The sequence below is a fragment of the Amycolatopsis sp. NPDC114484 genome (genome assembly GCF_055633755.1).
The window spans coordinates 165719-183347 of record NZ_JBVKDQ010000019.1 but is presented as its reverse complement, the minus strand read 5'-3'; the positions used below and the strand labels follow the sequence as shown (position 1 = coordinate 183347).

General features: G+C 71.8%; 1 protein-coding gene. It reads left to right on the top strand.

The window, feature by feature from the left end; genetic code table 11:
- The first annotated feature begins 47 nt into the window (after positions 1-47).
- The gene (locus tag ACZ7SW_RS35540; RefSeq protein WP_470234746.1) at positions 48-17621 is read left to right on the top strand and encodes a non-ribosomal peptide synthetase; all 17574 of its coding nucleotides are present in this window, start codon (positions 48-50) and stop codon (positions 17619-17621) included.
- Positions 17622-17629: the final 8 nt, after the last annotated feature.

The window sequence follows — 17629 nt, the reverse complement described above, 5'->3', positions numbered from 1 at the left end:
CGCGCCAGGCGGGATCCCTTGGTGTGCCCGGAAGGTAGCGAAAGACGATGACCGCCCAAGACATTCCGGCCGAACCGGACGCAGCCGCCAGCCTGCCGGAGCTGTTCGCCGCACAGGTGCGGTCGGCGCCGGACGCGATCGCCGTGGACGGCGCGTCGGCCCGGCTGACCTACGCCGAACTGGCGGGCGAGGCAGGCAGGCTGGCCGCGTACCTGATGCGGCTGGGGCTGCGCGCGGAGGATCGGGTCGGGGTGCTGGCGGAGCGGTCGGCCGGGCTGGTCGTCGCGGAGCTGGCCGTGGTCGCCGCCGGCGGCGCGTACGTGCCGCTCGACCGGCGCGCGCCGGACACCCGGTTGCGGACGCTGCTGGTCGAGTCCGGGGTGACGGTGCTGCTGACCGACGACCCGGTCCGCGCCGCGGAAATCCACAGTGGACAGATCGCGGTGCTCGGGCGGCCGTTGCCGGAAGCGGACTTCCCTTCGGCGGCAGTGCGTCCGGACAACCTGGCGTATCTGGTGCACACGTCCGGCTCGACCGGAAAGCCCAAGGGGGTCGCGGTCCGGCATCGCGACGTCGCGGCGCTCGCGGCCGACCGGAGATTCGCCGGGGACGCGCATCGGCGGGTGCTGTTGCACTCTCCGGCCGCTTTCGACGCCTCCACCTATGAGATGTGGGTGCCGTTGCTGACCGGCGGCACCGTGGTGGTCGCGCCGCCCGGGGACCTCGACGTCGAGAGCCTCCGCGAGGTCGTTTCCCGGTACGACATCGGTGCGGTCTGGCTGACAGCGGGCCTGTTCCGGGTCGTCGCGCAGGAAGCCCCGGACTGTTTCCAGGGCGTGCGAGAGGTCTGGACCGGCGGCGACGTCGTCCCGGCCGGTGCGGTGCGGCGGGTGCTGCGCGCCTGTCCCGGCGTCACCGTGGTCGACGGGTACGGCCCGACCGAGACCACCACCTTCGCGACGGCGCACGCGGTCCAGTCGGCGGACGTGACGGCCATGCCGATCGGCCGCCCGCTGGACGGCGTCCGCGCGTATGTGCTGGACGACGCGTTGAATCCGGTCCCGTCCGGGGAGCCCGGCGAGCTGCACCTGGCGGGCGCCGGGCTCGCGCGCGGGTACTGGGCGCGTCCCGGGGCGACGGCGGAGAAGTTCGTCGCCGATCCCGGCGTGCCCGGCGAGCGGATGTACCGCACCGGCGACGTGGTCCGCTGGAACGAGCAGGGCGAGCTGGAATTCCTCGGCCGCACCGACGATCAGGTCAAGATCCGCGGTTTCCGGGTGGAACTCGGCGAAATCGAAACCGTGCTCGCCGCGGACGGCACGGTCGCGGAGGCCGTGGTCGTCGCGCGGGAGGACGGGCCGGGGACGAAGCGGCTGGTGGCCTACGTCGTATTAACGCCGGGAGCACCGCGGAAAGACCTGAAAGCCGTTGTCGCGGCGGCATTGCCGAGCTATCAGGTGCCCTCGGCGATTGTCGTGCTGTACGAGCTTCCCCTGAGCGCCAACGGAAAGGTCGACCGGAAAGCGCTGCCCGCGCCGTCGATCGAACCGGAAGGCATCGAGCCGAGAACGGACACCGAACGCGCGGTCGCCGAGATCCTCACCGAAGTGCTGGGCTTGGACCGCATCGGCGTCGAGGACGATTTCTTCGCCCTGGGCGGCGACTCGATCCTGGCCGTGCAGGCGTTGTCCAGGTTGCGCCGCACGTTCGGCGCGGATCTCTCGGCGCGAGCGCTGTTCGACGCGTCCAGCGTGGAAAAACTCGCGCAGGCCCTGGAAAACGGGCCGCGCGCCGAGCAGGCGATCCCGGTCGCGCCGCCGACGGGGCTGCTTCCGCTGTCCCCGGCACAGCGGCGATTGTGGTTCCTCGACGAAATGACCGGCGGCAGCACCGAGTACAACACCGGCGTTGGGATCCAGCTGTCCGGCCCGCTCGACCTGACCGCTTTGCGCATCGCGTTGGCCTCCCTGTGCGCCCGGCACGAATCGCTGCGCACGACCTTCGATTCCGTTGCCGGGCAAGGGATGCAGCGGATCGCGCCGACCGGGGAAATCCCGTTGCGCACAGCGGAGTCCGCCCCGGACGACGAGACGCTGAAGGCCGCCCTGAGCGAACCGTTCGACCTGCGGACGGGACCGTTGACCCGGGCCGTGCTGTTCCCGCTCGCCGCGGACGAGCACTTGCTTCTCCTGTGCCAGCACCACATCGTCACCGACGGCCGGTCGATCGCCGTGCTCACCGAAGAACTCCTCGACCTGTACGGCGGCAAGGCCCTTCCCCCGCTGCCGCTCGGCTACCAGGACTACACCCGGTGGCGCTTGGCGTCCGAACGTCTCGACCAGCTCGGCTACTGGCGCGAGACGCTCGACGGCCTCGAACCGCTCGCGCTGCCGACCGACCGTCCCCGGCCTCCGCAGCGCACCACCGAAGGCGCGGTGCACCGGCACGACCTGCCCTCCGACCTGGTCCGCCGGGTCGCGGAAGCGGGCCGGGCGCAGGGCGCGACGCTGTTCATGACCCTGACCGCGGCTGTCCAGGCCGTCCTGTCCGCTTACAGCGGCCAGCGCGACGTCGCAGTCGGCACGGCGGTGTCCGGCCGCGACCGGGCCGAACTGGAGCCGCTGACCGGATTCTTCGTCAACACGCTCGTGCTGCGGTCCTCAGTGGACGGTGCGCAGCCGTTCGACCGTTTCCTGTCGGAGTTCCGCGAAACCGTGCTGGCCGCGTTCGCCCACGGTGACGTCCCGTTCGACCGCGTCGTAGAAGAAGTCCAGCCCGAACGCGACCCGTCGCGGACGCCGCTGGTGCAGGCTGTCGTCGTCCTGCAGCGCCCGCTGGTGTCGGAGCGCACGGTCGCCGGGCTGCGGGTCAGCGAATACGCGCTGCCCCGGCCTTCGGCACGCTTCGACCTCGTAGTGGAGTTCTGGCCGGAACCGGACGGCCTGCGCGTCACCGTCGAGTACGCCACCGCGCTCTTCGACGCCGCCACCATCGAACGTCTCGCGCAGAGCCTGGAAGTGCTGCTCGCCGGGATCGCCGCCGACCCGGCGCGGCCGGTGGGCGACCTCCCGCTGCTCACCGCCGAGGACCGCCGGTTCCTGCTTCCCGGCCCGCCCGAAGGCACGCCAGCCGAGACGGTTCCGGCACTGTTCGACCGATGCGCCGAGCAAAGTCCGGACGCCACCGCGCTGGTGTGCGGCGACTTGAGCCTGAGCTACGCGGAGCTGCAGTCCCGGGCGAACCGTCTCGCGCGGCACCTGATCCGGCGCGGCCTAAGGCCAGAGGAACGGGTGGGCGTGTTGCTGGACCGTTCGGCCGACCTCGTCGTGGCCGTGCTGGCGATCCTCAAGGCCGGTGGAGCCTACCTGCCCCTGGACCTGCGCGCCCCGGCCGACCGCCTGCGCCGCGTCCTCGACGGAGTGTCGCTGGTACTCACCGACCAGACCTGGCACGACACAGCGGTCACTGTCCACAAGGGAACGTCGGTGGTCGTGGCGGACGTCGACGAGCCGCCCACCGCGCCGGAAACCGCGCTGAGCCCCCAGAACCTGGCCTACGTCGAGTACACGTCGGGCTCCACCGGCGTCCCGAAGGGCGTGGCCGTGCGGCACGCGGACGTCACGGCCCTCGCGACCGACCCGTGCTTCACCGGCCACGAGCGGGTCCTGCTGCATTCCCCGCTGGCCTTCGACGCCTCCACCTACGAGCTGTGGGTCCCGCTGCTCAACGGCGGCACCGTGGTCGTCGCGCCGCCCGGGGACCTGGACGCCGACGTGATCCAGCAGCTGGTCACCCAACACCGGCTCACCGCACTCTGGCTGACCGCGGGCCTCTTCCGGCTCTTCGCCGAGGAGACGCCCGAATGCTTCGCCGGACTGCGCGAGGTCTGGACCGGCGGCGACGTCGTGCCGCCGCCCGCCGCGCGAAGGGTCCTCGACAGCTGCCCCGGCATCGCCGTCGTGGACGGTTACGGCCCGACCGAAACCACCACTTTCGCCACGTCCTTCCGGATCACGACCGAGGTTCCCGACGGCATCCCGATCGGCACGCCGCTGCGGGACGTCCGGATCCACCTCGTCGACGATCGGCTCCGCCTGCTGCCGCGCGGCGCGGCCGGCGAGATCTGCATCGCCGGGGCCGGGCTGGCCCGCGGTTACTTCGACCAGCCGGGAATGACCGCGGACCGCTTCGTCGCCGACCCCTCCGGCGACCCCGGAGCCAGGATGTACCGGACCGGCGACCTGGGCCGGTGGCGCACCGACGGGACGCTCGAATTCCTCGGCCGCGTGGACGACCAGGTCAAGATCCGCGGCTTCCGGGTCGAACCGGCCGAGATCGAACGCGCGCTGGCCGCCGAGGAAGAGGTGGCGCAGGCGTTCGTGACGATCCGGTCCACCGGCGGACGGAAGCAGCTGGTCGGTTACGTGGTCCCGGCGACGGTGGACGCCGAAGCGCTCCGCCGGGCCGTCGGCCGCACGCTGCCGGACTACATGGTGCCGTCTGTGCTCGTCCCGCTGGCCGAGCTGCCGCTCACCGCCAACGGCAAGGTCGACCGCCGCGCCCTGCCGGAGCCGCAGACCTCCAGCGAGCGGACCGTCGCACCGCGCACCGAGCGGGAGGCGGTGCTCGCCGGGATCTGGGCCGACGTGCTCGGCCTCGACCGCGTCGGCGTGGACGACAACTTCTTCGCCCTCGGCGGCGATTCGATCCTGAGCATCCAGGTGAGCGCCCGCGCCCGGCAAGCGGGATTCAGCGTGACCACCGCCGATCTGTTCCGCCACCAGACGATCGCCGCGCTCGCCCCGACGGTCGGCGAGGCCGCCGCGATCCCGGCGCGCGGCCCGGAAAGCGGCGATGTCGTCCTGACCCCGATCCAGCACTGGTTCTTCGGGCTGGACACGGACCGCTTCGACCAGACGATCGCCGTCGAGCTCCCTGCCGACGTCGACTTGGCCGCGCTGATCTCCGCGCTGGCCGCGTTGTCCGAGCAGCACGACGCGCTGCGGATGCGGTTCAACCACGACCGCGACGCTTGGCACCAGCACAACACCGCCGTCGGCGATGGGCACACGCTGCTGCGGTGGTCCCTGTCCGGCGAACCTCGCACGCTGCACCTGGCCGCGCATCACCTCGTGGCCGACGGCGTGTCCTGGCGGTTGCTGCTCGAAGACCTCGACCGCGCCTATCAGCAGGCCGTGCGCGGCGAACCGATCGATCTCGGCCCGCGGACGACCTCCTTCCGCGAATGGGCACACCGGCTCGCCGAGCACGCGGAAGCGGGCGGCTTCGACGACGAACTCGCGCACTGGTGGGAACTGCCCACGCCCACACCGCTTCCGGTCGACGGCACGGCGGAGAACACGTTCGGCCGGGCCCGCGTCGTCACGGCCCGGCTCACCGCGGACGAGACGCACGCATTGCTGCGCCGGGTGCCGCAGGCGTACCGGACGCAGGTCAACGACGTGCTGCTGGCCGCGCTGGGCCGGGTGCTGGGGGACTGGACCGGGAACCGGCCGGTCCTCGACCTCGAAGGGCACGGCCGCGAGGAGCTGTTCGACGGCGTCGACCTGTCGCGGACGGTCGGCTGGTTCACCAGCATGTTCCCGGTGGCGCTGGACGTCCCGGACGGCTGGGGCGCGGCGCTGAAGGCGGTCAAGGAGCAATTGCGCGCGGTCCCGCGAAGGGGGATCGGCTACGGCGCGCTGCGGTATCTGGCCGGCTCGGCGCCGGTGATCGAACCGCAGGTGAGCTTCAACTATCTCGGCCAGTTCGACCTGCCCGGCGACCTTTTCCCGGCCCTGCGCCGCGAACTCGCGCTGGACGTCGCGCCGGACACCGTCCGTCCGCATCTGCTGGAGGTGGTCGGCCGGGTCGAGGGCGGGGAGCTGGAACTGGCCTGGCACTACGCCGAGGGCGTCCACGAGAAGTCCACTGTGGACTGGCTGGCCGCGGCGATGGCCGGAGCTTTGCGCGAGATCGTCCGGCATTGCGCGGAGCCGGGAGCGGGCGGCCGGACACCGTCGGACTTCCCGCTGGCCGGGCTCGACCAAGCGGGGGTGGACGACCTAGTCGGCGACGGCCGGGACGTCGAGGACATCTACCCGCTGACGCCGATGCAGGCCGGGATGGTGTTCCACGACCTCGCCCAGCCCGGCGACCGCGTCTACTTCGAACAGGTTTCGTTCACTGTGGACGAGGTGCCCGATCCGCAGCGGCTCGGCGAGGCGTGGCAGCGGATTGTCGAGCGGACCCCGATCCTGCGCAGCCGGATCGTGTGGGACGGCGTTCCCCAGCCGCTGCAGGTGGTGCAGCGCGCGGTCGAGCTTCCGGTGTCCTATCTGGACTGGTCCACTGTGGACGTCGAGAAAGCTTCGCGGCTGTTGCTGGAGCAAGACCTGGCCGAAGGATTCGACCTCGCCAAGGCTCCGCTGGCGCGGCTGGCCGTCGCGCGGGAATCCGCCACGAAGGTGCGCGTGCTCTGGACCTTCCACCACGTCCTGCTCGACGGCTGGAGCGTCTTCGGCATCCTCTCCGACGTCGTCGCCCTGCTGCGCGGCGAAGAACCGCCCGTCCGGCAGCCGTTCCGCGACTACGCGGCCTGGCTCGCCGGCCAAGACGACGAGCGCGCCGAGGAATACTGGCGGGCCGAACTCGCCGGGGCGGCGCCGACTCCGTTGCCCCTCGAGCGTCCCGCCGTCCGCACGCACACGTCGAGTTCCACCGGCCGGATTCCGGTGGAGCTGGACGACGAGACGTCCGCCGCGGTGTACGCCTTCGCGCGGCGGCACCGGTTGACGGTCAACACCGTCGTCCAGGGCGCCTGGGCCGCGTTGCTGGCGCGCTACAGCGGCGAAACCGAGGTGTGCTTCGGCGCCACGGTGTCCGGCCGTCCGGCGGAATTGCCCGGCGCGGACGACATTCCCGGCATTTTCATCAACACCCTGCCGGTGCGGGTCCGGCTCGACGGCACTCGCGCAGTAGCGGACTGGTTGCGCGATCTTCAAGCGGCACAAGCGGAATCCCGCCGGTTCGGGCACGTCGGCCTGACCAAGCTGCAGGCGTGGAGCGGCGGCGGAAGCCTGTTCGAGAGCATCGTCGTCTTCGAGAACTATCCGATCGACGAGGTGTCCGAGCTGCGCGACGTCCGTGCGGCCGAGCGGACCAGCTACCCGCTGGGCGTCGTCGCCTATCCCGGACGCCGGCTGTCGCTGATCCTCACGCACGATCCCGCGAGGATCGGCGACTCCGCGGCGGCGAGGCTCGCGGCGCACCTCGAAGCGCTGGTCCGGGGCATGATCGCGGCACCGCACGAGCCGGTGTCCCGAGTGCCGATGCTGTCCGGCGCCGAGATCGAGCACCTCCTCGCCGAGCGGAACGGAACCGCCCGCCCGGTCCCGGACGCGGCGGTGCCGGAACTGTTCGAGGCCCAGGCCCGCCGTACCCCGGACGCCGTCGCGCTGGTGACCGACGACGAGCAGATCACCTACCGCGAACTCGACGTCCGTGCGAACCGGCTGGCCCATCGGTTGATCGGGGCAGGCGTGCGGGCGGAGGACCGGGTCGCCGTCCTGATGGACCGCTCGCCGGAACTCGTCGTCGCGGAACTCGCGATCATCAAGGCCGGCGGCGCTTACCTGCCGCTGGACCTGCGTGCTCCGGCCGAGCGGTTGCGACTGCTCCTCAACGAGGCCGAAGTGACCGTGTTGGTAGCCGACGCGGCCTGGTCGGCGACCGCCGAGGAAGTCCACCCCGGCACCATCGTCACCGGCGAGAGCAACGCGCCGGAGACGTCGCCAGCCGTCCGCGTCGATCCCGAACAGCTCGCGTACGTCATCTACACCTCCGGTTCGACCGGCCGTCCGAAAGGCGTGTCGGCGCGGCATCGCGACGTCGTGGCCCTGACCGGCGACCAGCGGTTCGCCCGGCACGACCGGATTCTGCTGCACTCGCAACAGGCCTTCGACGCCGCGACCTACGAGCTGTGGGTGCCGCTGCTCAACGGCGGCACGGTCGTGCTGGCCCCGCCGGGAGACGTGGACGTCGAGACGCTCGGCCGCTCGCTCACCACGCACGGCGTGACCGGCGCGTTCCTCACCACCGGCCTGTTCCGCCTGGTCGCGCAGGAATCGCCGGAGGTCTTCGCGGGAGTGCGGGAAGTCTGGACCGGCGGCGACGCCGTGCCCGCGGCCGCGCTGCGCCGGGTCCAGGCAGCCTGCCCGGACACACTGGTCGCCGACGTCTACGGCCCCACCGAGACCACCACCTTCGCGACCGTGCACCCGCTGCCCGGCGAGGTGCCGGACGTCGTCCCGATCGGCGGGCCGCTCGACCACACCCGCGTGTACGTCCTCGACGACGACCTCCGGCTCGCCCCGCCCGGCGCGCCCGGCGAACTGCACATCGCCGGCGCGGGACTGGCGCGCGGCTACCTCGGCCGGTCCGGGCTGACCGCCGAACGGTTCGTCGCGGATCCGTTCGGCCCGCCGGGGGAGCGGATGTACCGCACCGGCGACCTGGTGCGGTGGAACGACGAGGGCGCGCTCGAATTCGTCGGCCGGGCCGACGAACAGGTCAAGATCCGCGGGTTCCGGGTCGAGCCGAGCGAGATCGAGGCGGCGCTCGGCGAGCATCCCGGCGTCGAGCAGGCGGCCGTGCTGGCGCGTTCCGACGGCGGGGTGAAGCGGCTGGTCGCCTATGTCGTCGGCGAGACCGCCGGTCTGGCGGAATTCCTCGGCCGGACGCTGCCGGACTACATGGTGCCCGCCGCGTTCGTCCGGCTGGAGCGGTTCCCGGTGAACGTCAACGGGAAGCTCGACCGGCAGGCGCTGCCGACGCCCGAGTTCGGCGCACGGGACCACGTCGCGCCGCGGACCGAACGCGAGCGCACGATCGCCGACATCTGGGCTGACGTGCTCAGCGTCGAACGCGTCGGCGCGACGGACGACTTCTTCGAGCTGGGCGGCGATTCGATCCTCAGCATGCAGGTGGTCTCCCGTGCTCGCCGAGCGGGCCTGGAACTGCAGCCCGGCGACCTGTTCGCGCACCGCACCCCGGCCGCGCTCGCCGCGGCGGCCCGCACCGCGACGACGGCCGTCGAGCGCGGCCCGGTCCACGGGCCAGTGCCGCTCACCCCGATCCAGCGCTGGTTCTTCGCGACGCAAACCGCCGAGCCGGACCATTTCCACCAGTTCGTCCGCCTGGACGCCGTCGACCCGGACGCGGCGCGCGCGGCCGTCGAGGCGCTGCTGACGCACCACGACGCGCTCCGGATGCGCTTCGCCCGCGGCGAAACCCACTGGCTCCAGGAAAACGGCCCGGTCGGCGCTGAGACACCGTTGGTCACCTTCGACCAGAACCGGCTTTCGGTGCACCATCTCGTGGTCGACGGGGTCTCGTGGCGCGTGCTCATGGAGGACTTCGAGCGCGCGTACAACCAGGCGTTGCAGGGCGAACCGATCGACCTCGGCCCCCGGACGACGTCCTTCCGCGACTGGGCGATCCGGCTCGAAGAGCACGCCGCCGAAGGCGGGTTCGACGACGAACTCGGCTACTGGCGAGGCATCTCCGGCACGACCACGGTGCCGGTCGACGGCCGAGGCGGCGCGACTGTCGCCTCGATGCGTTCGGTGACCGTCCGGCTGTCCGCGGCGGAGACCGGGGCGTTGCTGCGCGACGTCCCGAAGGTCTATCGCACGCAGGCCAACGACGTGCTGCTGACCGCGCTCGGCCGCGTCCTGCGGGACTGGACCGGCGGGACGCCCGTGGTCGATCTGGAGGGCCACGGCCGCGAGGAGCTGTTCGGCGACGTCGACCTTTCCCGGACAGTCGGCTGGTTCACCACGGTCTTCCCGGTGGCGCTGGACGTCCCGGACGACTGGGGTGCGGCGCTCAAATCCGTCAAGGAGCAGCTGCGCTCGGTGCCGCGCCGGGGGATCGGTTACGGCGCGCTGCGGTACTTGACCGGCACCGCGCCGGAGCTCGACCCGCAGGTGAGTTTCAACTACCTCGGCCAGTTCGGCTCCGGCCGTCTGGAATCCGACGAGAGCCCCCGTTCGGCTCGCGCGCATCTGCTCGACGTCGTCGGCCGCGTCGAGGCCGGCGAGCTGGAATTGACCTGGTACTACGCCGAAGGCGTGCACGAACGGTCCACTATGGACACACTCGCCGCCGCGATGACGACGGCCCTGCGCGAGATCATCCGGCATTGCGCGGAGCCGGGAGCGGGCGGCCGGACGCCGTCGGACTTCCCGCTGGCCGCACTCGCCCAGGCAGAAGTGGACGAATTGGTCGGCGACGGCCGGGAGGTCGAAGACGTCTGCCCGCTGACGCCGATGCAGTCCGGGATGGTGTTCCACGCGCTGTCCCAGCCCGGCGAGCGGGTCTACTTCCAGCAGGTCGGGTTCGTGCTCGACGGCGTCGGCGATCTAGCCGCGCTGGAACAGGCGTGGCAGCAGGTGGTCGACCGGACGCCGGTGCTGCGCACGCGGATCGCCTGGGAGGGCGTGCCCGAGCCGGTTCAGGTCGTGCAGCGGCAGGTCCCGGTTCCGATCGCCCGGCTCGACTGGCGCGACCGGACCCCGGACGAACGCGACCAGGCGTGGCGGGACCTGCTCGCCGCTGACCGGGCCCAAGGGCTCGATTTCACCGAAATGCCGTTGCTGCGACTGGCTTTCGCGCGGCTGTCCGACACCGAGGTCCGGGTGCTGTGGACGTTCCATCACGTCCTGCTCGACGGCTGGAGCGTCTTCGGCGTGCTGTCCGACGTCTTCGCCGCCTACTCCCGCGCCGAGCTTCCCGAGCGACCGCCGTTCCGCGACTACGTCGCCTGGCTGGACCGGCAGGACGACGCGGCGGCCGAGGAACATTGGCGGCGCGAACTCGGCAGTCTCGTCGCGCCCGCCCGGCTGCCGTATGACCGGGCCCCCGCGCAGGCGCACACGAGCCGGTCGTCGGAATGGCTGCGGGTGCCGGTCGAAAACTCCGGACGGTTAAAGGACTTCGCTCGCCGAGCCGGTCTCACCCTGAACACCGTCTTGCAGGGCGCGTGGGCGCTGGTGCTGGCGCGGCTCAGCGGCGAGCGCGACGTCTGCTTCGGCACCACGGTTTCCGGCCGTCCGGTCGACCTCCCCGGCGCGGACGACATCACCGGCATCTTCATCAACACCCTGCCGGTACGGGTCACCGTGACCGGGACCGACGTGACCGAGTGGCTGGCTCAGCTGCAGTCCGCTCAGGTCGAATCGCGTCGGTACGGCCATCTGCCGCTGACCAAACTGCAGGCATGGAGCGGTTGCGGCGGAAGCCTTTTCGACAGCATCGTGGTGTTCGAGAACTACCCGATCGACAAGGCGGCGACGCGCGGGTTGCGGCTGCGCGACGTCGATGCAGCCGAGACGACGAACTACCCGATCAGCGTCGTCGCCTCGCCAGGGGAGCAGCTGACCCTCGACGTCGGCTACGACCCGGACCTGTTCGACGCCGGGACCGCCGAGCGGATCACCCGGCAGCTCACCGCTGTCCTCGACGCTTTCAGCGCGGGCCCGGGATCGTTGGAAGACATCGAACTGCTCACCGAGGCCGAACGGCGCACGGTGCTCGTCGACTGGAACGACACCGCCCAGCCGCTTCCGGAGGACGACCTGACCGAGCTGTTCGCCGCGCGGGTCCGGCAAGCGCCGGAAGCGGTCGCGGTGGCGGGCGACGGGATCCGCCTGACCTACGCGGAGCTGGACCAGCAGTCCGACCGGCTCGCCCGGTACCTGGTCTCGCGCGGCGCCCGGCCGGAAACGCTCGTCGGCGTGCTGATGGACCGCTCGCCGGGGCTGGTCGTCGCCGAATTGGCGATCATCAAGGCCGGTGCGGCGTACCTGCCGCTGGACACCCGTGCCCCCGAACCCCGGCTCAAAACCCTCCTGTCCGGCGTAAACATCCTGGTCACCGACGAAACCTGGGGCGGCACCGCCGAGAATGTCCACAGTGGACTCACAGTCGTGCCCGGCGACCAAACGGCCGATGTGCCGCTCCCCAAGGCGGATCCGGGAAACCTGGCGTACGTCATGTACACCTCGGGTTCGACCGGCAAGCCAAAGGGTGTCGCACCCAGCCGCCGCGACATCGTGGCGCTGGCGGCCGACCGGCGTTTCACCAAGCACCACCGGGTATTGCTGCACGCGTCGCAAGCCTTCGACGCCTCGACGTACGAGCTGTGGGTGCCGCTGCTCAACGGCGGCACGGTCGTCGTCGCCCCGCCCGGGGACCTCGACCTCGAAACGATGGACCGCCTGTTCGCCGAACACCGCGTCGGCGCCGCGTTCCTCACCACCGGCCTGTTCCGGCTCGCGGCGCGCGAAGCGCCGGAGATCTTCCGCGGGCTGCAGGAGGTCTGGACCGGCGGCGACGCCGTCCCGTCGGCAGCCGTGCGGCGGGTGCGGGAAGCCTGCCCGGACACGACCGTCGTGGACGTCTACGGCCCGACCGAAACGACGACCTTCGCGCTGTCGCACCCGGTTCTCGGCCCGGTGCCCGACGTCGTGCCGATCGGGAAGCCGCTGGACAACACACGGGCCTACGTCCTCGGCCCGGACCTGCGGCCGGTGCCGCCGGGCGCGCTGGGCGAACTGCACCTCGCCGGCGCGGGCCTGGCGCGCGGGTACCACGACGCCCCCGGACTGACCGCCGAGCGGTTCCTGCCCGATCCGTTCGGGCCGCCGGGGGAGCGGATGTACCGCACCGGCGACCTGGTCCGCTGGAGTGCGCGGGGCGAGCTGGACTTCGCCGGACGCGTGGACGAGCAGGTCAAGATCCGCGGCTTCCGGATCGAACCCGGCGAAGTCGAAGCAGCGCTGGCCGCGCACCCCGGCATCGCCCAGGCCGCTGTGCTGGCGCGCGAGGACCACGGCGTCAAGCGGCTCGTCGCTTATTACACCGGTGAAGCGGACGAGCTGCCCGCCTTCCTCGGCCGGACCTTGCCGGACTACATGGTCCCGGCCGCGTTCGTCGGGCTCGACCGATTGCCGTTGAATGTCAACGGAAAGCTCGACCGCGCCGCCCTGCCCGCCCCGGACTTCGCCGCGACCGGCGACCGCACCGCCCCGGCGACGGAAGCCGAACGGGTCCTGGCCGGGATCTGGTCCGAGGTGCTCGGCGTCGAGGACGTCGGGGCCGAGACGAACTTCTTCGAACTCGGCGGCGACTCGATCCTCAGCATCCAGGTCGTCTCCCGGGCTCGCCGCGCCGGGCTGATCCTCCTGCCGCACGAGGTGTTCCGGCATCCGACGCTGGCCGCCCTGGCCGCGCACGCCGGCGGCGACCACGGGCCGAAAGCCGAGCAGGGCCCGGTCGTCGGCGAAGCGCCGCTCACCCCGATCCAGCGGTGGTACTTCGAGACCCAGCCACAGCGGTTCGACCAGCGGGTGGTACTGGAATTCGCCGAGGACATCGACGCACCGGCGTTGCGCCGGGCCTTGGAGACGGTCTGGGCACACCACGACGCGCTGCGGCTGCGGTTCGATCAAGCTCAGCACAGCGACCCGCCCGGCCCGGTCGAACTGCTCGTCGGCGAGCCCGTTTTCGACGTCGAACGCGGCCCGCTGCTGAACGCGGTGCTCGACGGACGGCGGCTGCTGCTGGCCGCGCACCATCTGGTCATCGACGGCGTTTCGTGGCGGATTCTCTTGGAGGACTTGGAAACCGCGTACCGAGGCGAAGACCTCGAACCGAAGACGACGTCGTTCCTCGCCTGGTCCCGAAGGCTCGCCGAACACGCCGAGGCAGGCGGCTTCGACGACGAACTCGCGCACTGGCAGTCCCTCCCGCCGGTGGCCGCGGGCGACCCGGGCCGCATCGCCGACACCCACGAGGTCACCGTCCGCCTCACCGCCGAGGAAACCCGCGCGCTGCTGCAGGACGTCCCCGAGGTCTACCGGACGCAGGTCAACGACGTGCTGCTGACCGCGCTGGGCCGCGTTTTGCGGAATTGGGCCGGCGAAGTCCCGGTGATCGACCTCGAAGGCCACGGTCGCGAAGACCTGTTCGACGGGATCGATCTGTCCCGGACAGTCGGCTGGTTCACCACCATGTTCCCGGTCGCGCTGGACGTCCCGGACGACTGGGGTTCCGCGCTCAAGGCCGTCAAGGAACAGCTGCGCGCGATCCCGCGCCGGGGCATCGGTTACGGCGCACTGCGTTACCTGACCGGCACCGCGCCGGAGATCGACCCGCCGGTGAGTTTCAACTACCTCGGCCAGTTCGGCACGGCAGAAGGCGGACTGTTCCGCGTCGGCAGCCTGGACGCCGACGTCGATCCGGCCGCACTCCGGACCCACGTGCTCGACGTCGTCGGCCGCGTCGAAGCAGGCGTTCTGGAACTGACCTGGTCGCACGCCACCGCCGGCGACACCGTCGAAGCCCTGGCCGAGCAGATGCTGACGGCGCTGCGGGAAATCATCGCGCACTGCGCCGAACCGGGCACCGGCGGCCGCACCCCGTCCGACTTCCCGCTGGCCGCGCTCGACCAGGCAGGAGTGGACCGGCTGGTCGAGGGCCGGGCCGTCGAGGACATCTACCCGCTGACGCCGATGCAGGGCGGGATGGTCTTCCACGGCCTCTCGCAGACCGCGCAGGGCATGTACTTCGAGCAGGCGACCTTCGTGCTCGAAGGAGTCACCGATCCGCAGCGGCTCGGCCGGGCGTGGCAGCAGATCGTCGACCGCACACCGGTTCTGCGCACGTCCTTCGTCTGGACCGGCGTGGACGAGCCGGTCCAGGTCGTGCACCGCGAAGCCGAACTGCCGGTCCGGCACCTCGACTGGACCGGCCTGGACGGGCACGAAGCAGAGCTGGCGCGGCTGCTCGCCGAAGACCGCGCGCAAGGCCTAGACCTGGCCGTCGCCCCGCTGGCCCGCGTCGCGCTGGCTCGGCTTTCGGATACGGAAGTCTTGGTGCTGTGGACGTTCCACCACGTCCTGCTCGACGGCTGGAGCGTCTTCCAGATCCTCTCGGACGTCTGCACCGCCTACGCCGGCCAGCCGCTGCCCTCCCGGCCGCCGTTCCGCGACTACCTCGCCTGGCTGGGCGGGCACGACCAGGCCGCGGCCGAACAGTTCTGGCGCACCGCACTCGCCGGGATCGAAGGCCCGACGCAGCTGCCGACCGATCGGACCCCGCCGTCCGGTCACGCCCCGTGCTCGGCCGAGTGGCTGCCCGTCCGCCTGGACCGGCCCGCCACCGCCCGGCTGGACGCGTTCGTCAAACGCCACGGCCTCACGCACAACGTTGTCCTGCAAGGAGCGTGGGCGCTGCTGCTGTCGGTCTACAGTGGACAGAACGACGTGGTGTTCGGTGCCACCGCTTCCGGTCGTCCGGCCGAAGTTCCCGGAGTGGACGACATTCCCGGCATCTTCATCAACACCCTGCCGGTCCGGGTCGCTGTGGACCGGGGCGCTCCCGTCGCGGACTGGCTCGCCGGGCTGCAAGCGGCGCAGGCCGAAGCGCGCGGGCACGGGCACGTCCCGCTCGCGCGGGTCCAGGGCTGGGCGGGCCTGCCGGGCGGGGTGAACCTGTGCGACAGCCTGGTGGTGTTCGAGAACTACCCGATCACCGGTGCCGCGGCCGGGCACGGCCTGAACGTGCGCGACCTGTCCGCCCGGGAGACCACGAACTTCCCGGTCACCGTGGTCGCCTCGCCCGGTGCGGAGCTGTCGGTGGACGTCGGCTACGACCCGGCGCTGTTCGACCCCGAGACGGTGACGGACCTGGCCGCCCGGCTGCTGGAAATCCTCAGCGCCCTGACCTCGGACGGAGACCGCGCGCTCGGTGCGGTCCCGGTCATCACCGCGGCGGAGACCCAGCTCCTCGCCGAACGGGCCGGCGGCTGCGGCGAACCGGAACCGCGGTCGCTGCCCGAACTGTTCGCCGAACAGGTCCGCGTCCGGCCGAACGCCCTCGCGGCCGTCCTCGGCGGCGAGCCGGTCACCTACGCCGAGCTGAACCGGCGGGCCAACCGGCTCGCGAACCGGCTGGCCGGGCTCGGGCTGCGGCCGGAGGAACCGGTCGGGCTCGCGGTGGACCACGCGGCCGCGGTGGTCGCCGAGCTGGCGGTGGCCAAGGCGGGCGGCGCGTACCTGCCGCTCGACGCGCGCGCCCCGCTCGAACGGCAGCGGGTGCTGCTCGACGGAGTCCGGTTCATCGTCGCGGCGGAAGAACATCCGCTCGCCCAGACCGTCCTGCTGTCCTCTGTGGACGACGAGCCGGACAGCGATCCGGATATTGCCGTCGACCCGGACCAGGCGGCCTGCGTGATGTACACGTCCGGCTCCTCCGGGGTGCCGAAAGGCGTGGTGGTGCGCCACCGCGACGTCGCGGCGCTGGCCGCCGACCGCCGGTTCCGCGGCGGGGCGCACGAACGGGTCCTGCTGCACTCGCCGCTGGCGTTCGACGCCGCGACCTACGAGCTGTGGGTGCCGCTGCTCACCGGCGGCTGGGTCGTCACCAGCCCGGACCCGGGCCTCGACGCCCCGCTGCTGCGCGGCCTCGTCCGCGAGCACGGCCTGACCGCGGTGTGGGTCACCGCCGGGCTGTTCCGGATCCTGGCCCAGGAGACGCCGGAGTGCTTCACCGGCCTGCGCGAGGTCTGGACCGGCGGCGACGTCGTCCCGGCGGAGGCGGTGCGGCGGGTGCTGGCGGCGTGTCCCGGGCTGCGGATCGTCGACGGCTACGGCCCGACCGAGACGACGGTGTTCGCCACCGCCCATCCGATGGACGCGCCGCCGCCGGACCGGATCCCGATCGGCCGCCCGCTGGACGGCGTCCGCGCCCGGGTGCTCGACGCGGACCTGCGCCCGGTGCCGCCGGGCGTGCCCGGCGAGCTGTGCCTGGCCGGCGCGGGCCTGGCCCGGGGCTACCGGGACCGGCCCGGGCTGACCGCGGACCGGTTCGTCGCCGATCCGGACGGCCCGCCGGGGGAGCGGATGTACCGCACCGGCGACCTCGTCCGCTGGCGCCCCGACGGGACGCTGGAATTCCTCGGCCGCCGCGACGACCAGGTCAAACTGCGCGGGTTCCGGGTCGAACCGGGCGAGGTCGAGGCCGTGCTGGCGAAGCATCCGGACGTCGCGCAGGCCGCGGTGCTGGTCCGCGAGGACCAGCCGGGTGCGAAACAACTGGTCGCCTATGTCGTCGCGGCGACCGGGAACACCGCAGAAAACGTGCTCAGGGAGTTCCTGGTCCAGTCCCTGCCGGACTACCTGGTGCCGTCGGTCTTCGTCGCGCTCGACCGGCTTCCGGTGAGCGCCAACGGAAAGCTCGACCGACGTGCGCTGCCCGCCCCGCGGGCGACGGAGACCGGGAACGTCGAGCCGCGGACGGAGACCGAGCGAGCGCTCGCCGGGATCTGGGCCGAGGTGCTCGGCGCGGACCGGGTCGGCACGCAGGACAGCTTCTTCGCCCTCGGCGGCGATTCGCTGCGCAGCCTGCACATCTCCGCCAAAGCGAGCGCGCTCTTCGACATCCGGCTGACCCCGGCCGACGTGCTGGCCGCGCGCACTGTCGCGGCGCTGGCCGAAACCGTCGAAGACCTCGTGCTCAGCGAACTGGAACGCCTTGCCGCAGAACTGGAATCGTGAAGGACTCC

Coding starts and splice junctions, on each gene's coding strand:
- ACZ7SW_RS35540 (WP_470234746.1), top strand. CDS start 48: ATGACCGCCCAAGACATTCCGGCCGAACCGGACGCAGCCGCCAGCCTG.